The following is a 24,815-nucleotide window of genomic DNA, read 5'->3' as shown; positions in this document are numbered from 1 at the left end:
CTCGGTGATCCCAATGGCGATGAAGAAGCGCGCCGACACCGTCACCGACGGGGCGAAGGCGGACGATATTGTTGCCAACGCACCGGTGAGCGACGACCATTTCTTCGTCGTGCCGAAGGTGGTGGAATAGCGGGTGATGGCCCTCACGATCGCGGTGGAATCGCCGCTCCAGGATGAGGTGCGGACGCTGGTCGCCAGCCTCGATGGCTATCTGCAACCGCTGTCACCGCCGGAGTTTCAATTCCAGCTGACGGCCGAACAGATGGCGGATGAGGATACCACCGTGTTTGTCGTGCGCGACGACACTGGTAAAGCGGTCGGCATCGGCGCTTTGAAAGTGCATGACGCGACGCTTGGCGAGGTCAAGCGAATGTTCACGACACCAGCCGTGCGCGGCACCGGTGCGGGCTGGAAGGTTCTGCGGGCGATCGAAGCCAAGGCCCGCGATCTCGGCCTTGCCCGCCTGGTTCTCGAAACCGGGTCGACCGCCGGCTTCGAACCGGCGTGGGCGCTCTACGAGCGCTCGGGTTTTACGCCTCGCGGTCCCGTCCTCGATTATCCGGATTCCGCCTACAATTGCTTTTATGAAAAGACCCTGACCTGATGAATGATCTGACTTCACTGACCATCGCGGAAGCGCGCGGCAAGCTGGCGTCGAAGGACATCGGCGCCGTCGAACTGACCGACGCCTATCTGGCGGCGATCGACCAGGCCAATGGCGCGCTCAACGCCTATGTCGCGGTGACCGCCGACAAGGCGCGCGACATGGCGAAGGCCTCCGACGCGCGTCTGGCCAAGGGCGAGGGCGGGGTGCTCGAAGGCATTCCGCTCGGCATCAAGGATCTGTTCGCGACCGAGGGTATCCACACCCAGGCCTGCAGCCATATCCTTGACGGCTTCAACCCACGCTACGAATCCACCGTCACGGCCAATCTGTGGGCCGATGGCGCGGTGATGCTCGGCAAACTCAACATGGACGAGTTCGCCATGGGCTCGTCGAACGAGACGTCCTATTACGGCCCGGTCAAGAACCCCTGGCGGAAGAAGGGCTCCAACCTCGACCTGGTGCCCGGCGGCTCGTCCGGCGGCTCGGCCGCGGCGGTGGCGGCGCATCTTTGTGCCGGCGCGACGGCGACGGACACCGGCGGTTCGATCCGCCAGCCGGCCGCCTTCACCGGCACCGTCGGTATCAAGCCGACCTATGGGCGCTGCTCGCGCTGGGGCACCGTCGCCTTTGCCTCCTCGCTCGACCAGGCCGGACCGATCGCCCGCGACGTTCGCGACGCGGCGATCCTGTTGAAATCGATGGCCTCCGTCGATCCGAAAGACACGACCTCGGTCGACCGCGAGGTGCCGGACTACGAGGCGGCCATCGGCCGTTCGGTGAAGGGGCTGAGGATCGGCATCCCGAAGGAATACCGGGTCGAGGGCATGCCGGGCGAGATCGAAACCCTGTGGCAGCAGGGCATCGCCTGGCTAAAGGACGCTGGCGCCGAGATCGTTGACGTCTCGCTGCCGCATACGAAATACGCGCTGCCGGCCTATTACATCGTCGCGCCGGCCGAGGCGTCGTCGAACCTCGCCCGCTATGACGGCGTGCGCTACGGGCTGCGGGTGCCGGGCAAAGACATCGCGGATATGTACGAGAAGACCCGCGCCGAGGGATTCGGCCGCGAGGTCAAACGCCGCGTCATGATCGGCACCTATGTGCTCTCGTCCGGCTACTACGATGCCTATTACCTGCGCGCGCAGAAGGTCCGGACGTTGATCAAGCGCGATTTCGAGACCGTCTACGCCGATGGCATCGACGCGCTGCTGACGCCGGCGACGCCCTCGGCGGCCTTCGGCATCGCCGACCAGGACATGGCCTCGGACCCGGTGAAAATGTATTTGAACGATATCTTCACCGTGACCGTGAACATGGCCGGTTTGCCGGGCATCGCGGTGCCGGCCGGCCTGACGGATGAAGGGCTGCCGCTGGGACTGCAGCTGATCGGCCGGCCGTTCGACGAGGAAACACTGTTCGCGCTCGGATCGGTGATCGAGCGGGCGGCCGGACGGTTCGAGCCGGCCAAGTGGTGGTAGAATTGAATGGCGAGGGTGGCGATCGAGGGAAAGGCGCGGACAGACGATGAGGCGTCAACCGACCGACTGTGACTCGATGGAAGAGTTGAGGGCCGAAATCGACCGGCTTGACGGCGAAATCTTCGACTTGTTCGCCGAACGGATGCGCTACATCCGGCGGGCGGCCGATATCAAGCGCGAAGCGAATATTCCGGCGGATGTGCCGGAGCGTGTGGATGAAGTGATATTCAACGCCCGAACCCATGCGGCCGAGCGCGGTCTGGACCCAAATCTCTACGGTAGGTTCTGGGAGCGCTTGGTGCGAGCTGCGATCGCCGTGGAAAAATCATTGCTTACCCGGTGACGGAAGCGGCAGGGAGCTGCGAGCATGGCCTCTTTGACTGAACGCGCAATCGATGCCTTGCAAAGCGGTGACTGGAACCTCGCCCACAAAATCGTCCAGAGCGATTCTTCTGCCGAGGCCGCCTGGATACACGCGCATCTACATCGCATCGAAGGTGATCTCGACAACGCCCATTATTGGTACGCGCGCGCCGGACGCGAGCCCGCAGCGGGAAGCATCGAGGAAGAGCGAGCCGCGATCGTTGACGCGCTTGGGGCGCGTGGTTGACTGGAGGTCGCAAAGGACCTGGGCAGCGTTTCTGCCGGTCATCTGACGCCGCGATAGATACGGCCCAGCGCCGTCTCGATGTTGAGTTTCAGCAGGCTCACACTGTCCTCGCTCGTCCACAAAAGGTCGACCGGCCAGACCCCATCGTTCGCGCGCCGAGCCGTGAGCGTTTCACTCCTACCAAGCTTGAACCGCACAGGCGATTGTTCTAGCCAGTTTGCGACCCGCGCATCTTTGTGAAAGCCGACCATGACCCTCGTCGACACCCGCACGCCCGATCCCAAGAACTTCATCTCCGGAGCGACCGGCGACTGGGAAATCGTCATTGGCATGGAAGTTCACGCCCAGGTCTCGTCGGAAGCCAAGCTGTTTTCTGGCGCGTCCGCCGCATATGGCGGCGAGGCGAATGATCACGTCAGCCTCGTCGACGCGGCGATGCCGGGCATGCTGCCGGTGATCAACGAGAAGTGCGTGCGCCAGGCGGTCCGAACCGGCCTTGGCCTCAAGGCCGAGATCAAGCATCGCTCGGTGTTCGACCGGAAGAACTACTTCTATCCGGACTTGCCGCAGGGCTACCAGATCTCGCAGTTCAAGGATCCGATCGTGGGCGAGGGTGTCGTCAGCGTCTCGGTCGGACCGAACTCGAAAGGCGAGTTCGAGGAGATCGAGGTTGGAATCGAGCGGCTGCATCTGGAACAGGACGCCGGCAAGTCGATGCACGACCAGCATCCGACCATGTCGTTCGTCGATCTGAACCGCTCGGGCGTGGCGCTGATGGAGATCGTCTCGAAGCCCGACATGCGCTCGGCCGACGAGGCGAAGGCCTATCTGACCAAACTGCGCACGATCCTGCGCTATCTCGGCACCTGCGACGGCAACATGGACGAAGGCTCCATGCGCGCCGACGTCAATGTTTCGGTGCGCCGTCCGGGAGGCGCCTTCGGCACCCGCTGCGAGATCAAGAACGTCAACTCGATCCGCTTCGTCGGCCAGGCGATCGAAGCGGAAGCCCGCCGTCAGATTGCGATCATCGAGGACGGCGGCAGCATCGACCAGGAGACGCGGCTGTTCGATCCGGTCAAGGGTGAGACGCGGGCGATGCGCACGAAGGAAGACGCGCATGACTATCGCTATTTCCCCGATCCGGACTTGTTGCCGCTGGAGTTCGACCAAGCCTATATCGACGCGCTGCTGAAGGAACTGCCCGAGCTCCCCGACGACAAGAAGAGCCGGCTGATCAAGGACGCCGGGCTGTCGCCTTACGACGCCTCCATCCTGGTGTCGGACAAGGCGATTGCCGACTTCTTTGAAAAGGTCGCCAAGGGACGGGATGCCAAGCAGGCCGCCAACTGGACGATCAACGACTTGCTCGGTGCATTGAACAAGGCCGGCAAGAGCATCGAGGAGACGCCCGTCTCGGCCGAGCAGCTCGGCACCATCCTCGACCTGATCCGCGAAGGAACGATTTCGGGCAAGATCGCCAAGGACTTGTTCGAGATCGTTTGGAACGAGGGCGGCGATCCCAGGCAGATTGTCGAAGAGCGCGGCATGAAGCAGGTCACCGACACCGGCGCGATCGAAAAGGCGGTGGACGAGGTGATTGCTGCCAACCCGGACAAGGTCAGCCAAGCCATGGCCAAGCCGACGATGGCCGGTTGGTTCGTCGGCCAGGTGATGAAGGCGACCGGCGGCAAGGCCAACCCCCAGTCAGTCAACGCGCTGGTCAAGGCCAAGCTCGGGCTCGAATGACGCCGTTCTTCATTCGCACGGCCACGCCGCGTGATCTTCAGGCGATCAGCGATCTGCTTCGCGAGACCTGGCACGCGACCTATGACGGCATCTATGGCGCGGCGAGAGTGTCCGAACTCACCGCCTCATGGCATTCGGTCGACGCGCTGGAGCCCCGGCTCGGGCGGCTGAATTCCGAGTTCCTCGTCGCCGACGATGGCGAGCGTCTCGATGGAATGGCCTTCGCCGCCGCCGGGGAAGGCAGGGCGGTTGTCCTGCACCAGCTCTACGTCCGCCCCGGCTGCCAGCGGGCCGGCATCGGCCGGAGCCTGCTCAGAGAAATCGAGGGCTGTTTTCCACAAGCCGACCGGCTGCGGCTCGAAGTCGAGGAGGCCAACGAACCGGCAATCCGCTTCTACCGGAGCGCGGGGTTCGCGTGTGTGGGATCGACCGCCAATTGCTGTGACGACACATCGGGAATCCCCGCTGCGGTCTATGAAAAGCGGCTGACCTGACAACTTGCGGCCGGGTGGACATTTCTCCCCGGCCGCAGCATAACGAGCCCGAATCGCGACGGCTCGCCTCGCGACGGCCGACATCGAGACGGATCGAGATCCCATGAAGGAATGGCTGCTTCAGATCTTCACCTGGTGGAACGGTCAGACGATCGGCACCCGGTTTTTCACCTGGCGGTTCGGCCGGAGCGTCGGCGAGGATCATCTGGGCAATGTCTACTACCAGAACGCGGACGACTCCAAGCGCTGGGTGATCTACAACGGTCCGGCGGAGGCCTCGGCCATTCCTCCCGGCTGGCATGGGTGGATGCACCATCGGGTGGATACCCCGCCGTCGCGTGAGGAGTATGTTCCGCGTGACTGGCAGAAGCCGCACCAGCCGAACCATACCGGCACCGCCTTGGCCTACCGGCCGAAGGGATCACTGCTCAATCCGGCGGAGCGTCCGCGTGTCACCGGAGATTACGACGCCTGGACGCCGTAATTGCCGGCGAGGCGCCTTGTCCATCGCGACCGCCGATGGACCGCTACCGGCCGTTTTTCCCGGTCTGCCCTGCGTCGGAAACATCGCGCTGGTTTCGTCGTCTCAATTCTTTGCCGCAATCGTCTGGCACAGAGTGGTGCGATCATGTCGGGATGGCGGATTTCGACACGTCGAGGAAGATTTGATGAACAACCGTATTCTGGGTTCGATCTTGTTGGTGGCGACCTTTGGCTTGGGTTTCTCGCCGGCAGCGGCGCAGGAACGCGTCTCGAACCCGGTCGCGGTGTTTTCTGGCCTCGACAAGATTACCGGCCGGATCACCAGCTTCGATGTGTATATCGATGAGACGGTCCAGTTCGGCGCGCTGCAGGTGACGCCCAAGGTCTGCTACAGCAGCGCCGAGGGGCAGGTCGCCAAGACCGACGCCTTCGTGCAGGTCGACGAGATCACCTTGCAGCGCGATATCCGACAGATTTTTTCCGGCTGGATGTTCGCCGATTCCCCCGGCCTCAACGCCGTCGAGCACCCGGTTTACGACGTCTGGCTGAAGAGCTGTAAGACCGATTCGGCCGTTCCCGCTCCCGAGGGGTAGAAGGTTGCGTCTTCAGCAACCGCCTCCGCGAGCAGCACTTGATAGGTGTCGCGAGGCACCTCGACCGCGCCAAAGGAGGCGAGATGGTCGGTCAGGAATTGGGTGTCGAGGAGCCGGTAGCCACCGCGCGTGAGCCGCTCCCAGAGATAGGCGAGGGCGATCTTCGATGCGTCGGTCCGGCGTGCGAACATGCTCTCGCCGAAGAAGGCCGCGCCGAGCGAAACCCCATAGAGTCCCCCGACCAGCTCCTCACCCTCCCAGGCCTCGACGGAATGCGCGAAGCCCTCGCGAAATAGTGACAGGGTGAGAGATCGGATCTGGTCGTTGATCCAGGTTTGCGATCGGCCGGGGGCCGCCTCGGCACAACCGTCGACAACGGCCGGAAAGGCGGTGTCCACGCGGATCTCGAACGGAGTGCGCCGGATCGCCTTGCGCAGGCTCCGGGACAGGTGAAACCTGTCGAGCGGCAAGATCCCGCGCTCGGTCGGGTCGATCCAGAAGATGCCCGGATCCTCGGCGGTTTCCGCCATCGGAAAGATCCCGCAGGCATAGGCCTTGAGCAGAATGTTTGGCGTGATCTCGAACCGCTGTCCGCCGCGCCGAACCATGACGTCAGTTCGTTGCTTTCGCGGCGAGATATTTTTCCAGCCAATGAATGTCGTAGTCGCCGGTGCCGATGTCTGGGTTGTCGACCAGGTCACGGAACAGCGGCAGCGTCGTCTTGACGCCATCGACGACGATCTCGTCCAACGCCCGGCGCAGCCGCATCATGCATTCGGTACGGTTGCGGCCATGCACGATCAGCTTGCCGATCAGACTGTCGTAGAAGGGCGGTATCGTGTAACCCTGATAGACCCCGGAATCGACCCGAACGCCCAATCCGCCGGGCATATGATAATGAGTGATCTGGCCGGGTGAGGGCGCGAAGAAAGTCTTCGGATCTTCGGCATTTATCCGGCATTCGATGGCGTGACCGGCAAACTGGATCTCGGACTGTTTCGCGGACAAGCCCTGACCGCTTGCCACACGGATCTGTTCATGTACGAGGTCGAGACCGGTGATCGCCTCAGTCACGGGGTGTTCGACCTGGAGACGGGTGTTCATTTCGATGAAATAGAATTCGCCGTTCTCGTAAAGAAACTCGATCGTTCCCGCGCCCCGGTAACGAAGCTCCGACATTGCGTCAGCACAGATGCCGCCGATCTTCGCTCGTTGCGCGTCGTCGAGGGCGGGCGAGTTCGCCTCTTCCCAAACCTTCTGATGACGACGCTGCAGCGAGCAGTCACGCTCGCCGAGATGAATTGCATTGCCCGCCCCGTCGCCAAAGACCTGCACCTCGATATGGCGGGGCTTCTCCAGATATTTCTCGAGATAGACCGCGTCGTCTCCGAAGGCCGCTCCCGCCTCCGACCGGGCGGTCGCCAGCGCGTTGGAAAGCTCGCTGGCCGAATGCGCGACCTTCATGCCACGTCCGCCGCCTCCCGCGGACGCCTTGACCAGCACGGGAAATCCGATGCCGTTGGCGATTTTCAGTGCTTCGCCGTCATCGGTCACCGCACCCGGCGAACCGGGGACGACCGGGATGCCAAGGCGCTTGGCGGTTCGCTTGGCTTCGATCTTGTCTCCCATGATCCGGATATGGTCGGCGGTCGGGCCGATGAAAGTAACGTTATGGGCGTCGAGGATGTCAGCGAAGCGAGCATTTTCGGACAAGAAGCCATAGCCGGGATGAACCGCGTCGGCCCCCGATATTTCGCAGGCGGCGACGATCTGGGGAATATTGAGATAACTGTCGCGCGCCGGCGGCGGCCCGATGCACACGCTCTCATCGGCAAGACGCACATGCATTGCCGCATTGTCGGCCGTCGAATGCACCGCGACCGTCGAGATGCCGAGCTCCTTGCAGGCGCGCAGGACTCGCAGTGCGATCTCGCCGCGATTGGCAATCAGAACCTTCTTGACCATCCCGTGCCCCTCAAGCGACCACGACGAGCGGCTCGCCGTATTCCACAGGCTGGGCATTTTCGACCAGGATCTTGACGACCTTGCCGGCTCGCGGCGCCGGTATCTGGTTCATCGTCTTCATCGCTTCGATGATCAGTAACGTTTCGCCTTCCGCTACCTGCTGGCCGATTTCGACGAAATGCCGGGCGCCAGGGGCCGAGGAGAGATAAACGGTGCCGACCATGGGGGAAGGAACCGTGCCGGGTTCCGGGCCTGTCGTGGCTGGCGTATTGACAGGGGAGGCGCCCGATTGCGAAGCCGCCGGAGCGGCTGGCTGGCCATAATCGGGTGATGGAGCGGAGGTCAGCGGTTGCGGATGACCGACCACATAGTCCTTTTGGCGCGACACCCGGACGCGAAGCGAACCGTGCTCGACCTCGATCTCGGTGAGGTCAGTGTCGTCCAGGATTGTCGCCAGCTCGCGAACGAGGGCGGGGTCCACATTGTTTTCTGCGTTCGACATTCCGGTCCTTCGGCCCCTTCGGGCTCGCTTTTATCGAAGACGTGCTTTGAGTGCGGTGATGGCGAGCTCGTAGCCGATCGGCCCGAGCCCCACGATGATGCCGGCCGCGATCGGAGCGATCAGGCTCTTGTGCCGGATTTCCTCGCGCGAATGAATATTGGAGATATGGACCTCGACGACTGGTTTGCCAAAAAAACGGAGAGCGTCATGGATCGCCAGAGACGTGTGCGTATAGGCACCGGCATTGATGACGATCGCGGCGGCAGCGTCCCGCGCCTGATGAATCCATTCGACCAATTCGCCTTCATGGTTCGATTGCCGGAACACAATCTCGAATCCCGCTTCCGACCCCACCGCCTCGCAGCGGGTCTGAACGTCCGCGAGGGTCGCAGACCCATAAATCTCGGGCTCTCTGAGGCCGAGCGTGTTCAAATTGGGTCCGTTGAGGATGTAGATCGTAGGGGTCATCGATCCTCGAGGGGTTCAACAATCACGTACGGCGCCCGCACGGCTTGCAAACCCCTATAGTGCGATAGGTGGCGCGGGGAAAGCGCCAGCTATCGCGTTTCCTCGTCATCCCAAGGATTCAGCAGCTCGCACTGCCGCATTTTCTAACATTGGCGATGGTGGCGGCCAGATCCGCTACTCCGACGGCTCCAGGCAGCACCTTGTCCGCGATGACGTAGGACGGCGTGCCGTTGATCCCCAGGTTATTGGCGAGTTGATCCGCTTCCTGCAGAGCCGCCTTGACGGCGGCGGAGCCCATTACCGGCCGCAGCTGGTCCTCGCCGATGCCCAATTCCGCCGCCACCGTCAACGCTTTTGCTTCGTCGGCAACACCCCTTCCGGCCAGTAGCTCACGATGGAACGCGGCATATTTTTCGGGAGCGAGTTCACGGAATGCCAGACTGACCGTCGCGGCTTCGAGCGACTGCGGGCCGAGGACCGGAATCTCCTTGAGGATGAAACGCACATCCGCGTCGTTCTCGATAAGCGCGTCCATGTCCGCCATCGCCCGTTTGCAGAAACCGCAGTTGTAGTCGAAGAATTCGACGACGGTCACGTCTCCCTCGGGATTGCCGAGGGCAGTGCCTTCGGGCGTTTCGAACAGTGCCGGCCCCGCTTCGGCAATCGCTTTCTTCTGGGAGGCCGATTGCTGCGCTGATCGCTTGGTCTCCAGCGCGTCCATCACCTCAAGAAGAACCTCCGGGTTGGTCACCAGGTAATCGTGAACAATCTCTTCGATAGCCCGGCTCTCGGACTCGTCGAAAGACGTTTGCGCCGGTTTGGGGGCGCTCATTTGCTGGGCACTGGCAGGCGCGGCGAACGCGATCGCAAGCGCGGCGGCGAGGAGCTTGATCTTGGTCACGAGGGGGCGTTTCCTTCCGGATCGTCAGCGGATTGGGGTCGAGATGATGTCCTGGGCCTGAAGCCATGCCGGCGAGCCTGACTTCAGTTTCTGCTGGGCGCGCGTCGCGAAAATCTTCGCCTGGCGGAATGATCCAGCGTGCCAGTAGCCCTCCGCGGTGGCAAGCTCCGCACGACCGACGTCACCGAGATGACCGTAGGCCATGGCGAGAAACCGGTAGGCGACGGCGTTGACGGGGTCGCTCTGCAGGCCAGACTGGATCAACCTCACCGCCTTGTCCATTTGCGAGCGATCCCCGCCAATAACGAGCGCCTGCCCAACCTGGGCCTTGAGGAGGCCCGAGCCGCTCTTGTCGAGCTTGACGGCCTTGGAGAACGCGGCCGCCGATTCCTGCCAGCGTCCGGAATTCATCAAAATCTCGCCGCGCATCTCATGAAACCACGGACTATTGGGCTGGGCCTCGATCAGCGCATCGATCTTTTGCAGCGCTGTTGCTGGTGAACCGGACAGGTGCGTGGCGATGGCGTCACCGTATAGTGCGGCCAGACCGCGCGGATTGCGGGAGAACAGCCGCCGATCCTCGGACGCTCCCCCGGTATAGGCGGCGATCTTGGCCCGCGCCAGGTCATGCCGCTGAGCCAAGGCCGGTGAATCCGGGCGGTCGAAATCGGGACTTTCCCGCGCGACCTGCTTCAGGGCCGCGATGCGCTCGCGCGGCAAAGGATGCGACGAAAGATAATTGCCCGAACGTCCGCCGGCGAAAAGACTGTTCCGATCGAGGGTCTCGAAGGTCTCCAGAAGCCCTTTTCCCGACTGACCGGTCTTTCGCAAATAGGTCAGCGCGGCCCGGTCGGCGGTCGATTCCTCGCCGCGCTGATAGCTGAACAGACCTCGTCGGGCGAGAGCGCCGCCGCCGGCCATCAGGCCGGCGCCAGCTTGCGTCGCGCCGCGCGCGCCCGAAGACGCACCGGCCACCGCGACGCCAGCGCCGAGCAGTCCGGCGACGATGGCGATCGTCTTGGCGCGTTCCAGTTGCTGGCGCAGGCGTTGTTGGTGGCCACCCGCCAGATGCCCGATCTCGTGGGCGAGAATGCCGATCAACTGGTTGGGAGTCTCGGTCGCCGTGATCGCTCCGGTATTGACGAAGATCCGTCGACCGGCGACGAAGGCGTTGAAACTCCCCGAGTTCACCAGAACAATCTCGATGCCCGAGCGGGACAACCCCGCCGCCTTGAGGATCGGCCGCGCGTAATCGCCAATGAGCGCTTCGATTTCCGCGTCCCGGACCAGGGGAAGGCTGGCTTTTTCGCTGCGTGCGGCCTCGGCCGCGACCGGGGCAAGGGCGACGGCAAGGGCGACGGCTATCGAGGTCAGACGTGCTGACAGGCGGCGGGGCGACAAATTCATGCTAGGTCCTCTTCCAAACCCGGCCATTCAATCGGATATCCTCGTCGGATCAAGGGCCTGAAGTCCCCGTTTCCGGCATCCCAATCCGGCTAATTCGAGGCGAAACAGGAATGAAACAGTGTCCGACCTGCTCACAATGACGGCATCCCGGCGATCGGATATCGATCCGTTTCGCGCCATGGACGTGCTGGCCGAGGCAAACCGGATGATCGCGCAAGGCGATTCGGTCCTCTCACTGGCCGTCGGACAACCGGCGGCGCCGGCGCCAGCGGTCGCGCGCGCCGCGGCGCGGCACATGCTCGAGCATGGCCGCATCGCCTATACGGATGCGCTCGGCCGGCGCGATCTGCGCGAAAGGATCGCGCGGCATTATTCCGAGGCTTACGACCAGTCGCTCGCCGCCGACCGGATCATGGTTACGACCGGCTCCTCGGCCGGTTTCAACTTGGCCTTTCTCGCCGCCTTCGATCCCGGCGATCGAATCGCCATCGCCGCGCCCGGCTATCCCGCCTATCGCAACATCCTGCGCGCGCTTGGCCTGATCCCGGTCGAAATCGAGGTTGATCGATCAACCGAATACGTGCTCACGGCCGAGCATCTGCGCAGCGCGCACGAGGCCGGGTCGATTGCTGGCGTCCTCGTGGCAAGTCCAGCAAATCCGACAGGCACGATGACACCGCGCGAGGAACTGCGTCGTCTGGTCGAATATGCTGATGCGCAGGGTATCCGCTTCATTTCAGACGAGATCTATCACGGCCTCGCCTACGGCAAGGCGGAGGCGACGGCGCTCGAATTCTCGCAGCGGCCGATCGTCGTCAACTCCTTCTCGAAATACTATTGCATGACCGGTTGGCGGATCGGCTGGCTGGTGCTGCCGCCGGACCTGACGCGCGCGGCCGAGCGGATCGGACAGAGCCTCTATATCTCCGCACCGGAGCTTTCCCAGGTTGCCGCAACGGCCGTGTTCGACGCGCGAGACAAACTAGACCGGGTTCGCGATGGCTATGTACACAACCGCGATCTCCTGATCGATCGTCTTCCCGCGCTCGGCTTCCGCGACATCGCACCGATCGACGGCGCTTTCTATGCCTATGCGGCCATCCCGGAGGGTGAGACGAGTTCTACCGCCTTCGCTAGGGCCATCCTCGAAAACTGCCATGTCGCGATCACGCCCGGCACGGACTTCGATCCGCGCCGCGGCGAGAGATTCGTTAGGCTATCCTATGCCTGCGACAATGCGACGCTCAGCGAAGCTCTGGATCGGATCGCGGCGAATTCCCCCCGGTAGATATGACAGCCTCGCTCGCCAACAGAAACGGGCGGCCCCTTGCGAGGGCCGCCCGTTGGCTTGAATCCGTGCCGTGTATGGCAAAGTGCGATAGGGGTGCCGCGCCGCCAAGGCTCAGAAGAAAGAGCGCCGCGCCCACCAGCCGGTACGCCGCGGCTTCTCGGCGGTGTCGCCGGATTCCTTCGTCGTGCCACTGGATGTCACAACCGGCTCAACGGTCTCCCCGCCTTGAGTTTCGCGCACATCGTCATTGGCCGCGGCGGCCGGCGAGGCCGTCTCCTGGTCCTCCATCTCGCCAGGTCCGGCTTCCCGCGTTCCAAACGGAGAGGCTTCCGCGACCGGATCCGACGCAGCAACCGCCGCCTCTTGCCCCGCGTCCTCGTCGGCCGCCGTGTCGGACATGACATCCGCCCCCCCGGCCGCATCCATAACGACTGGTTGGAGCGCCGCCGACGGCGCGGGCTCAACCGGCGGCACGGCAATGATATTGCCGGATTCTTCGGCGGCTACGGGCCGGATCTCTTGCGGAGCATCGCCACCCGCCTCGTTCCCATCGTCCGCGCCACCGGTCTCGTCACGATTGCGACGGCCGCCGCGCCGACCGCGGCGTCGGCGTTTGCGTCCCCGATCCGAATCATCCTCGTTTCGGCCCGCGGAATGATCCTCGCCCGTCGAATCATCATCGGCGTCACCATCGGTCTCCGACTCGGACTGATCGCTTTCGGCCGAAACCATCTCGTCGTCGCTTTCGCCCCGCCGCTTGCGCCGCCTGCGGCGTCTGCGCCTGCCGCCGTCCGAACTATCGGAGTCGGGCTGCTCGCCGGGCTCTTCGACAGTTTCAGGCGACTTGCGGGCAGCCTCTTCGTCAGCTGCTTCATCCAATGCATCGATCTCTGCTGCCGCTACCGACTCGGGGTTGACGACGTCGGAGACGATCGCCGGTTTCTCCGCCTCGCTGCCATGTTCGATAGTGATGCTCTGATGACCAGCGCCCTCATCCGCCGCGAGGACGACGCGCAAGCCGTACTGGCGTTCCAGCTCGTCGATCCGCTGGCGCTTTTCATTGAGAACGTAGAGGGCGGTAGCCGTCGGGATCCTGACGATCAGGTCGTGGCTCGAATGTTTCTGGAGGTGTTCCTCGATCGTGCGCAGAACATGCAGCGCGGAGGAGGAAGCCGAACGGATGTGGCCGGCGCCTTCGCAGACCGGGCAGGGCTGCATGGTGGATTCGAGCACGCTGGCGCGGATGCGCTGGCGACTCATTTCCAGAAGGCCAAAATGCGAGATGCTACCGACTTGAATGCGTGCCCGATCGCTTTTCAGGCAATCCTTGATCTTCTTCTCGACCGCCCGGTTGTTACGCTTTTCCTCCATGTCGATGAAGTCGATGACGATCAGACCCGCAAGATCGCGTAGACGGAGCTGCCGCGCGACTTCCTCGGCCGCCTCCATATTGGTCTGGAACGCGGTATCCTCGATCGAGTGCTCGCGCGTGGAGCGTCCCGAATTGACGTCGATGGCGACCAATGCCTCGGTCTGGTTGATGATGATGTACCCGCCGGACTTCAGCGTGACATGCGGATGAACCATCTTTTCCAGCTGCGACTCGATGCCCTGACGGGCGAAGATCGGCGTCGGGTCCCGGTAGGGCTGCACGACCTTCGCCTGACTTGGCATCAGCATCCGCATGAAGTCCTTGGCTTCACGGTAGCCGGCCTCGCCGGCGACGAGGATCTGGTCGATGTCCGTGTTGTAGAGGTCGCGGATCGATCGCTTGATCAGGCTGCCTTCTTCATAGACCAGAGCCGGCGCGATCGAGGACAAGGTCAGATTGCGTACGGTCTCCCACAGCCGCATGAGATATTCGTAGTCGCGCTTGACCTCGGGCTTCGTCCGGTTCGCGCCGGCCGTGCGCAGGATGATGCCCATGCCTTTCGGCACGTCGAGATCGCGAACGACATCCTTCAGACGCTTGCGGTCGGACGCGTTGGTGATCTTGCGGGAGATGCCGCCGCCGCGCGCCGTATTCGGCATCAAAACCGAATAGCGGCCGGCCAGGGACAGGTAAGTGGTCAGCGCAGCGCCCTTGTTGCCGCGTTCCTCCTTGACCACCTGGACGAGCAGAATCTGGCGCCGCTTGATGACTTCCTGGATCTTGTATTGGCGGCGCGGACGGCTCTGGCGAACCGGCACTTCTTCCATCGCGTCCTCGGAGCCGATCTCGTCGATCTGCTCCGACTCCTCGCCATTCGCCTCCTCATGGGCGTCATCCTCGCCTGACGAGCGGCCGCGACCGCGCCGCGCCCTGCTGCTGCCGCGACGACCGCGTGTCGACCGGCCCGAGGCCGGCTCGTCACCGCCGTCCGAATCGCCGCCGTCGGAATCCGCGCGGGAATCGATACCTTCCTCGGTTTCCGCCTCGGCCGCGGCGTCACCAGCCGATTCGTCTCGAGGCGTCCCGGTCGCGTCCATGTCGGGCTGATCCCGGTCTTCAGACGGTTCCCGCGCCTCACCCGACACGGATTCGCGGTTCTCCGTCCCGACGGTCTCGGAGATGCTTTCCTCGTCGCTGCGCTCGGCCGCCTTGTTACGCGCGCCTCTCCGGCTACGGCCTCGGCTGGGCTCGTCGGCCTCGTCCTCTTCCTCCTGGACGCGAGCGAGTTCTTCGTCGATCAACGCCTGCCGGTCGGCTTTGGGGATCTGGTAGTAGTCGGGATGGATTTCGCTGAAGGCAAGAAAGCCGTGGCGATTGCCGCCATATTCTACAAACGCGGCCTGCAGTGACGGCTCGACCCGTGTCACCTTCGCCAGATAGATATTTCCCTTGAGCTGCTTCTTGTGCTCCGATTCGAAATCGAACTCCTCGATCCGACTACCGCGGACGACAACGACTCGCGTCTCCTCCTGGTGGGACGCGTCGATCAGCATTTTGTTTGCCATGAATGGACTCCCGGGCGCTCGCGCCGCGTCGTGGCGAGGCCTGTGAAGCCTGCCGGACGACGGTGGGGCGCGAGCCCGTAAGGGACGTGATGCGCTGGCGCTCCTCTCCATGCGGCGACGACCGTCCGACCCATAAAGGGCTGGCGATGAGCGTCGGGCTATGGATGGAGGCTGAGGACAAATCACGACCCGCAACAATTGGATAGCCGCTGTAGCGGCCGACGAAACGCGCGGATCGGCTGCTGTTTCGAACAGGGCGCATCCGCATCGTTGGAAAATCGCCTGGAGCTGCACTCCAGTATCGATTGAAAATCTTCCGAGAAGCTGATGACCGGTGTCGATGCCGTCAAGGATCCAAGTGCCGCAACCGCTGCAATCGGACACTGGCGTCCATTGGCGGTTTCGCTTTCGACCCGACGACGACACGGTCCTCCCGTCATAGTCAGCCTCGTCTGCGCTTTTATGCCGGCTGAGGGCAAGAAACAAGGGGACTATCGCAACGTCCCGCAGCGCCGCATCTTTCTGCCAAGTCCGACGCAAGCTTTGGCCTCTAGCCGATGACAAGCACAAAAATTCTGCCCGGTCTTCAGGCGCGGGCGACGGTGCGCACAGAAGCATAGTCATGTCCGACGCGGCTTCCGCCCCAGTCTGATCATCTTTATGACGTTCGACCAGGCGAGGGTGAATCGAAGATCGATTCCGCGTCGGCTAAGCGCAATGAGGATTATCGAATGGGAGCAGCGGCTGGATCGAGGTGCGTGACACGCTTCGTCCAAACACTGGTTTCCGGCTGCCGGAGATTGCTGCCGGTCGCGGCATTGGCGCTGCTTGCGATCTTTGCCTGGCGGGGGGAGGCGAGCGCTCGCGACATGGTCATTACCGGCATGAATCAGAGCGCTGGCCAGAGTCGATATACCGCGTCCTTCGTCCTGCGAGGCAACCCTCAAACCCGGATTCTGCGGCTTGCCAATCCCGATCGGATCGCGGTCGACTTCATCAATACACTTTCGGCCGCTGCGATCGCGGCGCCTCCCGACAATAGCCTCGTGGACAGCATCCGCCACGGGCTCGTCTCGAGCGACCGTTATCGTTTCATCTTTCGCCTCAAGCGGCAGGCATTCGCCGCGATCCGAACCGAAGAACGGTCGGACGGGCAGGTCATTGTCTTGTCGATACAGCCGTCGGATGCGGCGCACGAGCAAGTGGCGTCCGTCGAAACACCGGGCGCATCCCCCGTTGCCGTTGATTCGAAGCAGAACGCGGGGAAGCCCGAACGGCAACTGACCATCGTGCTCGATCCGGGCCATGGGGGTATCGACAACGGTGCGGTGTCGCGGTCCGGCACCCACGAGAAGGCGGTCAATCTCGAACTGGCGTTCGCACTGCGCGACGCCCTGCTCGCCAAGGGCGGCGTCAAAGTGGTTTTGACGCGAGAGGACGACACCTTCATTCCGCTGGATGAGCGAGCCGCCATCGGCCGTCGGGAGCAGGCCGATCTATTCATTTCGATCCACGCCGATTCCATTCGCCAATCTGACTTGCGTGGGGCGACGGTCTATACGCTTTCGGAAATGGCGTCGGACGAGTTGTCTCGGCAGATCGCGGCTTCGGAAAATGCCTCCGACCGTTTTGCCGGCGAGGAGTGGCAGCAGGAAAAACCGGACGTCGTCGACATTCTGCTCGATCTGACGCGCCGGGAAACGGTCAGCTTTTCGGAGCACTTTGCGTCATCGCTCGTCGAGGACCTGGCCACGCGCAACATCCGGCTGATCAATCGACCCAAGCGGTCAGCGGGGTTCAAGGTTCTGAAAGCGCCGGATGTTCCCTCCGTCCTTGTCGAATTCGGTTTCCTATCCAATCGTCAGGACGAAAAGCTCCTGCAGGATGAGGCCTGGCGCGAAGTTGTGGCTAAGGCCACGGCGGAAGCGGTGATGAATTTTTTCGGGGGAGAACAGGAGGAGGATCGAGAACGCTGCACGCCCTCCGGCGAATGTGATAAATCGACAACGACGACCGCAATTGACCCGCTGAAAGCCGATTGAGTTCACGGCCTTGCCGTAATTGCCGAGCAACAAGGCTCATTGAGTGAATGCGGGTCCGGGCAGACTATTGTCCCAATCCGTATTTATAGACCTGTCGGATGGCCAGTCGGCACCATCATCGGGTAGGAGACCGAACCGGCGTGCAGCATCTGGGGCGGACGGAGTTTTTATGATTAGACTGCTCGGCTATTTCTTCGGAATTGGGTCTATTTTCTTCCTGATCGTGGCGGGTGGGTTCGCCTGGTACGTCGAGAAGATGGCGCAGGATTTGCCGGACTATCAGGTTCTGGCCAAGTATGAGCCGCCGGTGACGACGCGGGTTCACGCATCGGACGGTTCGCTCATGGCCGAATATGCGCGCCAACGCCGCTTGTTCCTGCCGATCCAGGCGATCCCGGACCTCGTCAAGAACGCATTTTTATCGGCGGAGGACAAGAACTTCTACCAGCATCCGGGTGTCGACATCGAAGGTGTCGCCCGTGCCGTTGTGGTCCTGGCCAAGGGCGGGCGAATGCAGGGTGCTTCGACGATCACCCAGCAGGTCGCCAAGAATTTCCTGCTGACGAACGAACGCACGTTGGATCGCAAGGTGAAGGAAGCGATTCTTTCGCTGCGCATCGAGCAGGCCTATTCGAAGGATAAGATCTTCGAGCTTTATCTCAACGAGATTTATCTCGGCCTTGGCTCCTACGGCATCGCGGCAGCGTCGCTGGCCTACTTCGACAAGCCGGTCAGCGAGCTGACGATCGAGGAAGCGGCATATCTCGCCGCGCTGCCCAAGGCACCGGAGAACTACAACCCGTTCCGCGATCCCGACAAGGCGCTCGAGCGCCGAAACTGGGTCATCGATCAAATGGCCACGAACCAGGTCATCACCGACGCCGAGGCCGCCGAGGCTCAGCAAAAGCCGCTGGGCGTCAATCCGCGCTCGTCCGACACCTATCTGGCGGCAGCGGAATATTTCACCGAGGATGTCCGGCGTGAAATCATCCAGCGCTACGGCGTCGATGCCCTTTACGAGGGCGGGTTGTCGGTTCGGACGACTCTCGATCCGCGGTTGCAGGCCGAGGCACGCGCCGCGCTGCAGCAGGGACTGATCAAATACGACGAGGCGCGTGGGTATCGGGGCGCCGTGACGCGGATCGATATCGGCAGCGACTGGGGCCCGGCGCTCGGCAAGATCGAGCCGCTCGCCGACGTCCCCGAGTGGCGCCTTGCGGTGGTTCTCGCGACGGAGGCCGACCGGATCAGCATTGGACTTCAGCCGGCGCGCCAAGTTTCCGGTGCGCTCGGCCCGAAGCGGGACGTCGGCACGATCGCGCTCGCCGACATGAAGTGGGCGCTGCGGCTGAACACCACGGAACGCGATGGCACTGTAAAGTCGGCTTCGGATGTCCTGTCGCGCGGCGACGTCGTCTATGTGGAGAAGGTAGCCGAGGGCGAGGGCTATCGGCTCCGCCAGCCGCCGGATATCCAAGGTGCGCTGGTCGCGATGGAACCGCAGACGGGCCGCGTATTGGCCATGGTCGGCGGTTTCTCGTTCGCCGAATCGGAATTCAATCGTGCCTCGCAGGCCTATCGGCAGCCCGGATCGTCATTCAAGCCATTCGTCTATGCGGCGGCACTCGACAACGGCTACACCCCCGCGTCAGTCATTCTCGACGCGCCGATTTCACTGCCCGACGGTAATGGCGGTTTCTGGGAGCCGTCCAATTACGGAGGTGGCTCGGCCGGTCCGTCGACACTGCGGCTCGGAATCGAAAAAAGCCGCAATCTCATGACGGTCCGTCTGGCCAAGGATATGGGGATGCAGCTCGTCGCCGAATACGCGGAGCGATTCGGGGTTTACGACAAGCTCCTGCCCTATCTCCCGATGGCGCTCGGCGCGGGCGAAACGACCGTCCTGCGAATGGTGTCGGCCTATTCGACGCTTGCCAATGGCGGGCGTTCGCTCGAGCCCTCGCTGATCGACCGCATCCAGGACCGGTACGGACGCACGATCTACAAGCACGATCAGCGCCAATGTCCGTCATGCGATGCGCCCCGATATGACGGCCAGGCCGAACCGGAGCTGATCGACGAGCGGGATCAGATTCTGGATCCGATGACGGCCTACCAGATCACCTCGATGATGGAAGGCGTCGTGCAGCGCGGCACGGCGACCAAGGTGAGGGAACTCGGCGTTCCGATCGCCGGCAAGACCGGGACGACCAATGAGGAGAAGGACGTCTGGTTCGTTGGATTTACGCCGGACATAGTCACTGGCGTATTCCTCGGCTACGATAATCCGAAGCCGATGGGCCGTGGGGCGACCGGCGGCGGAATGGCTGCCCCCGTCTTCATCGATTTCATGCGTGAGGCTTTGAAAGACCGCAAGCCGATTGAATTCCAGCCTCCGGAGGGCATGGAACTCATCGCCGTCAACCGCAAAACCGGCATGCGCGCGAGCGGCTCTGGACCCGATGTGATCATGGAGGCGTTCAAGCCCGGAACCGGCCCGTCCGATGCCTATGAGGTGATTGGCATGGATGAAGTCGCGTCGGGTTTCGGTTCTGGCGAAGTCTCGCAGGAAGCCGAACAGGCGATCGTCCAGGGCGCCGGTGGGCTGTTCTAGTCAAGAGCCGCCATCGGCGTTATAGACGCGCGACAGGGGCGGGCTCACCGCCCTTTTCCTTGCGCAAAGCGTCCCGGCGGTCGTCGAGGCCGCATTCAAATCACCAGCGAATCAGGAGATTGCGGCATGCGTGCCGAGATCGAGACAATGGTCGACGAAATCAAGCAGGCCATAAGTCTGCTGAGGAGGCATCTTTGACTGGGATCAATCCCTCAAGCGCCTCGATCATCTGAACCAGAAGGCGGAAGATCCCTCGATATGGGACGATGCGGCGGAGGCACAAAAGCTGATGCGCGAGCGTCAGCATCTCGATGAAGCGGTCAGCTCCATCAAGCGCCTCGACCAATCGCTCAGCGACAACGTCGAACTCATCGCAATGGGCGAGGAGGAGGGCGATTCGGAGATCGTGACTGAAGCCGAGAAGGCGATCCGAGGACTTCGGGCAGAGGTCGACAAACGGCAGATCGAGGCGTTGCTGGCCGGCGAGGCCGATTCCAACGACACCTACGTCGAAGTCCATTCCGGTGCCGGCGGCACGGAAAGCCAGGACTGGGCGGCCATGCTTCTGCGCATGTATATGCGCTGGGCCGACCGTTCGAAGATGAAGGTGGAGGTGCTCGAGGAGCACCCGGGCGAAGAGGCGGGTATCAAGTCGGCGACGCTGCTGATCAAAGGGCACAACGCGTATGGCTGGATGAAGACAGAGTCGGGCGTGCACCGCCTCGTTCGAATTTCGCCCTATGACAGCCAGGCGCGGCGACACACGTCCTTTGCGTCCGTATGGGTGTACCCGGTGGTCGACGATACGATCCAAATCGACGTTTCCGAGGCTGACGTGCGTATCGACACGTACCGCGCGTCAGGGGCCGGTGGGCAGCACGTCAACACAACCGATTCGGCCGTGCGCATTACGCATAACGCCACTGGTATCGTCGTCCAGTGCCAGAGCGAGCGCTCACAGCACAAGAACCGCGCAACTGCGTGGAACATGCTGCGCGCACGGCTCTACGAGGCCGAACTCGAACGGCGGGAAGAAGAGGCGAGTGCCGAGGCTGCGTCGAAGACCGATATCGGTTGGGGTCACCAGATCCGGTCCTACGTCCTGCAGCCGTATCAGCTGGTGAAGGACTTGCGGACCGGGGTGGAGAGCACGTCACCTCAAGACGTCCTGGACGGTTATCTCGACGAGTTCATGGAAGCGGCATTGGCCCATCGCGTTCATGGGAGCGACGTGGAAGTCGAGGATATCGCCTGAGATCAGGATGGACGGGCGGGGTAAAGCCGCCGGTCAACTGAGCGCCTCGATCCTTAGGCCGATGCGCCGAAATCGCGCCGGGTCGACGGCCCGGCCGGCGCGCCGCACTTCGTAGTGAAGGTGGGGGCCGGTACTGCGGCCGGTGCTGCCGACTTCGCCGATCTTGGTGCCTTTCGCCACGGTCTGGCCCACCGCGACGTCCACCCGCGACATATGGGCGTAGCGCGTGGTAATGCCGTTGCCGTGGTCGATTTCGACCAAGTTGCCATAGCCGCCGGCGCGGCCGGCCTTGGTAACGGTACCCGGCGCGGTGGCAGGAACCGGCGTGCCTGTCGCCGCCGCATAATCATCTCCGGAGTGCAATCCGCGCCGTCCGAGAAAGGGATCGGACCGAATTCCGAACGAGCTGGAGAGGCGGCTGCCGGGCAGCGGCTCCGAGATCGGTAAGGTTGCCGCCACCGAATGGACCTTCTGCAAAGACGCCAGGGCCGTATCGAGTTCGGCGTAGGATTCGTCGAAATCATAATCCACGGGCACAGGCTCGAACGGACCACCGGTAGCGGTATCATGCTCATCGAGTTCCGGAACATCGATCCCGGCCGCCTTCAGTGCCGCCGCGATCTTGAGCGTTCGTGTTCGGGCTGTCTCCGCCATACTCTGTAGATGTTCGATCTGGCGCAGTTCGACGATGTCGATCGAGCGTCCGACCTCGCGGATCATCGCGTCGGCGAGCTGGGTCTTTCTGGTCGGTTCGACGGGCGCGGCCGAGGATGGGCGCAATCCGGCTGTGAAAGCGGCTCGTTCACCGACCGAGCCTGTACGGATCGGATCGACAATAACCGCCGGTGGCGGCAAAACCGGCTCACTGACCCCCTCATCGACGAGCGAATCGAGCGTTCCGATCGGCAGCGCTGCAATAGCGAGCCGGGGATTGGGCGTCGGCAGGGGAATCGGTGCGGAGGCGACTCCAACCTCCTGGGCGCGCTCATACAAAGGGCGCAGCTTGTCGTAGCGGGCGCTGAGCTCTTCCTGCTGATCGAGAAGCACGTCGACCTTTGTCTCGACCATCTTCTGCGAAATCATCTGCCGGCTGGTGACCGTGTCGAGTTGCGAACGCAACGATGCGATCCGCTGTTCGTAATCCTGGCGGATCTGGGCTTGACGCGCCGTCAGCCGCGCCGCGATATCGTCCTGCATGATGAGCCACGTTGGTGCCGCGACCGAAGCCAACACGACAAGGCTCGCAAAGGCCGTTCCGAGCAGAAGCGACCGGCGCCCCACGGTAAAATGGCGGACCTGCCCGCCGCGTGCGATGATGATGGTGTGAGGCTCGCGGTGCTCCCCAAAGGTCCGTCTGTGCTTGCTCGCCGCCATTTCCCGTTCCTCGTTGATAGCGCGAAACGCCCTCATCGACGAGCTGATTAGACCTGATTAAGGTTAACGATCCTTTGCCGTATAGCGTGGCCTTCGGGTTCAGCTGGAAAGCGGTGAGAGCGAGCGGTAGAAGGTCGGGGTCAGCCCTGCCTCCGAGCGGGCGCGATCGTTGAAAGGCGCCTTGACCTGGCCGCGGAAACTGGCGCGCACGAGTTCTTGAAAACGCTCGGCGGGATCGCACCTCGCGCGCGCGCAGAGGAACCGGAACCACTTGGCGCCGATCGCCACATGCTTCTTCTCGTCGCGATAGATGATTTCCAGGATGGCCGCCGTGTGGGCGTCGCCAATTCCTTGGAGCTTTTCCAGCAGCGAGGGCGTTACATCCAAGCCCCGCGCCTCGAGGATCAGCGGGACGACGGCAAGGCGCGCGCCGAGATCATGCGAAGTCGCTTCGACGGCCTCCCACAATCCGTCATGGGCGGGCAGGGCGCCGTAGTGGGTGCCGAGGGCTTCCAGCCTGCGCGCCAACAGGCGGAAGTGCTTGGCCTCTTCCAGCGCGACTGTCATCCAGCCATCGAAGAACGAGCGCGGCACTGCCTCGATGGTAAAGCGGGCGACGATGTCGAGCGCGAGATCGATGGCGTTCAGTTCGATATGGGCGAGCGCGTGGATCAGCGCGATGCGGCCTTCAACCGTATGCACGGAGCGCCGCTTGACCATGCGTGGCGAAACCAGAATCGGTTCCGCCGGGCGGCCAGGTCGATCTGGCAGCACAGGATCTCCAGGAGCGTGCAGGCCGATCCGGCGCGCGAACCAGAGGCGGCAGGCGCTGTTAGTGCGCTCCACCTTGGCATCAAGATCGCTTTCACGCAGCGCTTCAATGGCCGCTTGCCGAAGCGTCGAGGGCTTCTTGCAAGCCTCGTTCATGTCGCGCATGCGAATTGGCGCGCCGCCTCCAGCACCTCCTCGGCGTGGCCGGGCACTTTCACCTTCGGCCAAAGCCGGACGATCTTACCGTCCGAACCGACCAGCGCCGTGGTGCGTTCGACTCCCATATAGCGACGCCCATACATGCTTTTCTCGACCCAAACCCCAAAAGCGCCGAGCAGCGACTTCTCCTCGTCCGAGAGCAGGCGGACAGTCAGATCGTGCTTGTCCTTGAATTTGCCATGCTTTTTGGCCGTATCGGGTGAGACACCGAGCACCGGCACACCAAGCGAATCGAATTCGCCCTTCAGCCGCGAGAAATCGAGAGCTTCAGCCGTGCAACCGGACGTATCGTCCTTTGGGTAGAAATACAGGACGAATGACGTGCCTTTCAGATCATCGCGGGAGACGATTTCGCCCCTTTCATCCGGCAAGCGAAATTCAGGACAGGGATCGCCGGCTGCAAGTGCCATCATGTCGTCCTTTTCGAGATCAGGGGCCCCTGAAATAGACCACCGGGCGGTTTGTGAAGCTTGGCCGCCAGAGTTTTTTATCAATATCTCTATAGCGTCGCAGGAGCCATGCCGTCATCGGCGCATTTTCAGGAGCGAGGAATGAGCTTCTTTTCGCGTTGGAATGGGTGGCGGCAGTGCGCGCTTCCTTCGGCGCGCATGTGATCGGCCCATGAAAACCTCAATTCGGATCATCGCCGGGCTTGGTAGCCTCGCCATATTCGTTGTTTTGGCGCTCGGCGTCGCCGTCAGCGCACTGCTATGGACTGAACAAGGCGAAAACCTGTTGCGTTGGCAGACCGAACGCATCGTCTCGGCGTTCGTGGGTCCCGCTTTCTCGGTCGAGTTCGCTCGCCAGCGGGTCGGATTCGGTCCGGCGGGAACCCTCGGTATCCGCTTTTCCGACATCGCGATCAGGGATCGGCGGACCGGGCAGGCCGTCGGAACGGCAGGCAGCGTCCGGGCGGGTATCGGACTCGGCGCGCTGCTTGGTGGGCGGCTCGCCGTCGATCGGGTCTCGGTCGATACGGTGCGTATTGACCCGTCCGTCCTCGACAATCTGCGATCCGGCAAGGCGTTCGTACCGGAAGACCTCTTTGCGGGTCT

Annotated in this window: 25 protein-coding genes; 14 read left to right on the top strand and 11 right to left on the bottom strand. The window is 62.8% G+C overall.

Features of this window, described 5'->3' with window-relative positions; all coding sequences use genetic code 11:
• The 5 genes from MJ956_RS05020 to MJ956_RS05000 all read left to right on the top strand — a co-directional run.
• A partial coding sequence (locus tag MJ956_RS05020; RefSeq protein ID WP_253963382.1) for an Asp-tRNA(Asn)/Glu-tRNA(Gln) amidotransferase subunit GatC occupies window positions 1-130 on the top strand: 130 nt, incomplete at its 5' end.
• 6 nt (window positions 131-136) lie between these two features.
• Complete coding sequence (locus MJ956_RS05015) at window positions 137-604, top strand: GNAT family N-acetyltransferase (protein WP_253963380.1); 468 nt, start codon at window positions 137-139, stop codon at window positions 602-604.
• On the top strand, window positions 604-2,085 hold the full coding sequence (gene gatA / locus MJ956_RS05010) for an Asp-tRNA(Asn)/Glu-tRNA(Gln) amidotransferase subunit GatA (protein ID WP_253963379.1): 1,482 nt from the start codon (window positions 604-606) through the stop codon (window positions 2,083-2,085). The genes MJ956_RS05015 and gatA overlap by 1 nt, the downstream gene beginning before the upstream one ends.
• A gap of 46 nt (window positions 2,086-2,131) precedes the next feature.
• On the top strand, window positions 2,132-2,428 hold the full coding sequence (locus MJ956_RS05005; RefSeq protein WP_253963378.1) for a chorismate mutase: 297 nt from the start codon (window positions 2,132-2,134) through the stop codon (window positions 2,426-2,428).
• A gap of 24 nt (window positions 2,429-2,452) precedes the next feature.
• Complete coding sequence (locus MJ956_RS05000) at window positions 2,453-2,695, top strand: hypothetical protein (protein ID WP_253963377.1); 243 nt, start codon at window positions 2,453-2,455, stop codon at window positions 2,693-2,695.
• Between the two features lie 38 nt (window positions 2,696-2,733).
• On the opposite strand, the gene MJ956_RS04995 is transcribed toward MJ956_RS05000, so the two are convergent.
• Window positions 2,734-2,892, bottom strand: a complete 159-nt coding sequence (locus MJ956_RS04995; protein WP_253963376.1) for a hypothetical protein — start codon at window positions 2,890-2,892, stop codon at window positions 2,734-2,736.
• 52 nt (window positions 2,893-2,944) lie between these two features.
• Between MJ956_RS04995 and gatB the strand changes: the two genes are divergently transcribed.
• The 4 genes from gatB (at window position 2,945) to MJ956_RS04975 (ending at window position 6,014) form a co-directional block, all read left to right on the top strand.
• Window positions 2,945-4,444, top strand: a complete 1,500-nt coding sequence (gatB, locus tag MJ956_RS04990) for an Asp-tRNA(Asn)/Glu-tRNA(Gln) amidotransferase subunit GatB (protein ID WP_253963375.1) — start codon at window positions 2,945-2,947, stop codon at window positions 4,442-4,444.
• On the top strand, window positions 4,441-4,938 hold the full coding sequence (locus tag MJ956_RS04985) for a GNAT family N-acetyltransferase (RefSeq protein WP_253963374.1): 498 nt from the start codon (window positions 4,441-4,443) through the stop codon (window positions 4,936-4,938). The genes gatB and MJ956_RS04985 overlap by 4 nt, the downstream gene beginning before the upstream one ends.
• 103 nt (window positions 4,939-5,041) lie before the next feature.
• Window positions 5,042-5,422, top strand: a complete 381-nt coding sequence (locus tag MJ956_RS04980) for an NADH:ubiquinone oxidoreductase subunit NDUFA12 (RefSeq protein WP_253963373.1) — start codon at window positions 5,042-5,044, stop codon at window positions 5,420-5,422.
• 184 nt (window positions 5,423-5,606) lie between these two features.
• Entirely contained in the window at window positions 5,607-6,014 is a 408-nt protein-coding gene (locus MJ956_RS04975; protein WP_253963372.1) for a DUF2155 domain-containing protein, read from the top strand.
• Here the strand turns inward: MJ956_RS04975 and aat are convergent.
• From aat to MJ956_RS04945, 6 genes are all read right to left on the bottom strand, one after another.
• Window positions 5,954-6,622 carry a leucyl/phenylalanyl-tRNA--protein transferase gene (aat, locus tag MJ956_RS04970; protein ID WP_253963371.1) on the bottom strand — a complete coding sequence of 223 codons (669 nt, stop codon included), beginning with the start codon at window positions 6,620-6,622 and terminating at the stop codon, window positions 5,954-5,956. The two genes, MJ956_RS04975 and aat, sit on opposite strands and share 61 nt — an antisense overlap.
• 4 nt (window positions 6,623-6,626) lie before the next feature.
• The gene (gene accC / locus MJ956_RS04965; protein ID WP_253963370.1) at window positions 6,627-7,979 is read right to left on the bottom strand and encodes an acetyl-CoA carboxylase biotin carboxylase subunit; all 1,353 of its coding nucleotides are present in this window, start codon (window positions 7,977-7,979) and stop codon (window positions 6,627-6,629) included.
• Between the two features lie 10 nt (window positions 7,980-7,989).
• A complete protein-coding gene (gene accB / locus MJ956_RS04960; RefSeq protein ID WP_253963369.1) occupies window positions 7,990-8,481 on the bottom strand; it encodes an acetyl-CoA carboxylase biotin carboxyl carrier protein in 492 nt (163 codons plus the stop codon).
• A gap of 30 nt (window positions 8,482-8,511) precedes the next feature.
• The gene (aroQ, locus tag MJ956_RS04955; RefSeq protein ID WP_253963368.1) at window positions 8,512-8,949 is read right to left on the bottom strand and encodes a type II 3-dehydroquinate dehydratase; all 438 of its coding nucleotides are present in this window, start codon (window positions 8,947-8,949) and stop codon (window positions 8,512-8,514) included.
• Between the two features lie 118 nt (window positions 8,950-9,067).
• Complete coding sequence (locus MJ956_RS04950) at window positions 9,068-9,850, bottom strand: DsbA family protein (RefSeq protein ID WP_253963367.1); 783 nt, start codon at window positions 9,848-9,850, stop codon at window positions 9,068-9,070.
• A gap of 24 nt (window positions 9,851-9,874) precedes the next feature.
• Window positions 9,875-11,257, bottom strand: a complete 1,383-nt coding sequence (locus tag MJ956_RS04945; RefSeq protein ID WP_253963366.1) for a M48 family metalloprotease — start codon at window positions 11,255-11,257, stop codon at window positions 9,875-9,877.
• A gap of 136 nt (window positions 11,258-11,393) precedes the next feature.
• Here MJ956_RS04945 and MJ956_RS04940 point away from each other — a divergent pair, with 136 nt between their 5' ends.
• On the top strand, window positions 11,394-12,545 hold the full coding sequence (locus MJ956_RS04940; protein WP_253963381.1) for a pyridoxal phosphate-dependent aminotransferase: 1,152 nt from the start codon (window positions 11,394-11,396) through the stop codon (window positions 12,543-12,545).
• Between the two features lie 114 nt (window positions 12,546-12,659).
• On the opposite strand, the gene MJ956_RS04935 is transcribed toward MJ956_RS04940, so the two are convergent.
• Complete coding sequence (locus MJ956_RS04935) at window positions 12,660-15,485, bottom strand: ribonuclease E/G (protein ID WP_253963365.1); 2,826 nt, start codon at window positions 15,483-15,485, stop codon at window positions 12,660-12,662.
• Between the two features lie 758 nt (window positions 15,486-16,243).
• Here MJ956_RS04935 and MJ956_RS04930 point away from each other — a divergent pair.
• From MJ956_RS04930 to prfB, 3 genes are all read left to right on the top strand, one after another.
• Window positions 16,244-17,527 (top strand): N-acetylmuramoyl-L-alanine amidase, encoded by a 1,284-nt coding sequence (locus MJ956_RS04930; RefSeq protein WP_253963364.1) that lies wholly within the window; start codon window positions 16,244-16,246, stop codon window positions 17,525-17,527.
• Window positions 17,528-17,696: 169 nt separating this feature from the next.
• Entirely contained in the window at window positions 17,697-20,141 is a 2,445-nt protein-coding gene (locus MJ956_RS04925) for a penicillin-binding protein 1A (protein WP_253963363.1), read from the top strand.
• A gap of 126 nt (window positions 20,142-20,267) precedes the next feature.
• A protein-coding gene (prfB, locus tag MJ956_RS04920; RefSeq protein ID WP_253963362.1) for a peptide chain release factor 2 occupies window positions 20,268-21,396 on the top strand; the annotation gives its coding sequence in 2 pieces (ribosomal slippage) (window positions 20,268-20,336 and window positions 20,338-21,396; 1,128 coding nt in all).
• A gap of 33 nt (window positions 21,397-21,429) precedes the next feature.
• On the opposite strand, the gene MJ956_RS04915 is transcribed toward prfB, so the two are convergent.
• The 3 genes from MJ956_RS04915 to MJ956_RS04905 all read right to left on the bottom strand — a co-directional run bounded on the left by MJ956_RS04915 (window position 21,430) and on the right by MJ956_RS04905 (window position 24,170).
• Window positions 21,430-22,770 carry a M23 family metallopeptidase gene (locus MJ956_RS04915; protein ID WP_253963361.1) on the bottom strand — a complete coding sequence of 447 codons (1,341 nt, stop codon included), beginning with the start codon at window positions 22,768-22,770 and terminating at the stop codon, window positions 21,430-21,432.
• Between the two features lie 99 nt (window positions 22,771-22,869).
• Complete coding sequence (locus MJ956_RS04910; RefSeq protein ID WP_253963360.1) at window positions 22,870-23,706, bottom strand: ferritin-like domain-containing protein; 837 nt, start codon at window positions 23,704-23,706, stop codon at window positions 22,870-22,872.
• Window positions 23,694-24,170, bottom strand: coding sequence for a peroxiredoxin (locus tag MJ956_RS04905; RefSeq protein WP_423724799.1), 477 nt, complete (start codon window positions 24,168-24,170; stop codon window positions 23,694-23,696). The genes MJ956_RS04910 and MJ956_RS04905 overlap by 13 nt, the downstream gene beginning before the upstream one ends.
• A gap of 211 nt (window positions 24,171-24,381) precedes the next feature.
• Between MJ956_RS04905 and MJ956_RS04900 the strand changes: the two genes are divergently transcribed.
• Window positions 24,382-24,815 (top strand): hypothetical protein (locus MJ956_RS04900; RefSeq protein ID WP_253963358.1); only part of this gene is annotated, 434 nt, incomplete at its 3' end.

This window comes from Aurantimonas marianensis (assembly GCF_024195285.1).
In the GTDB taxonomy this organism is placed as follows: Bacteria; Pseudomonadota; Alphaproteobacteria; order Rhizobiales; family Rhizobiaceae; genus Aurantimonas; species Aurantimonas marianensis.
Note: the sequence above shows the minus strand (reverse complement) of the source record. Positions and strands in the feature narration are given on the sequence as shown.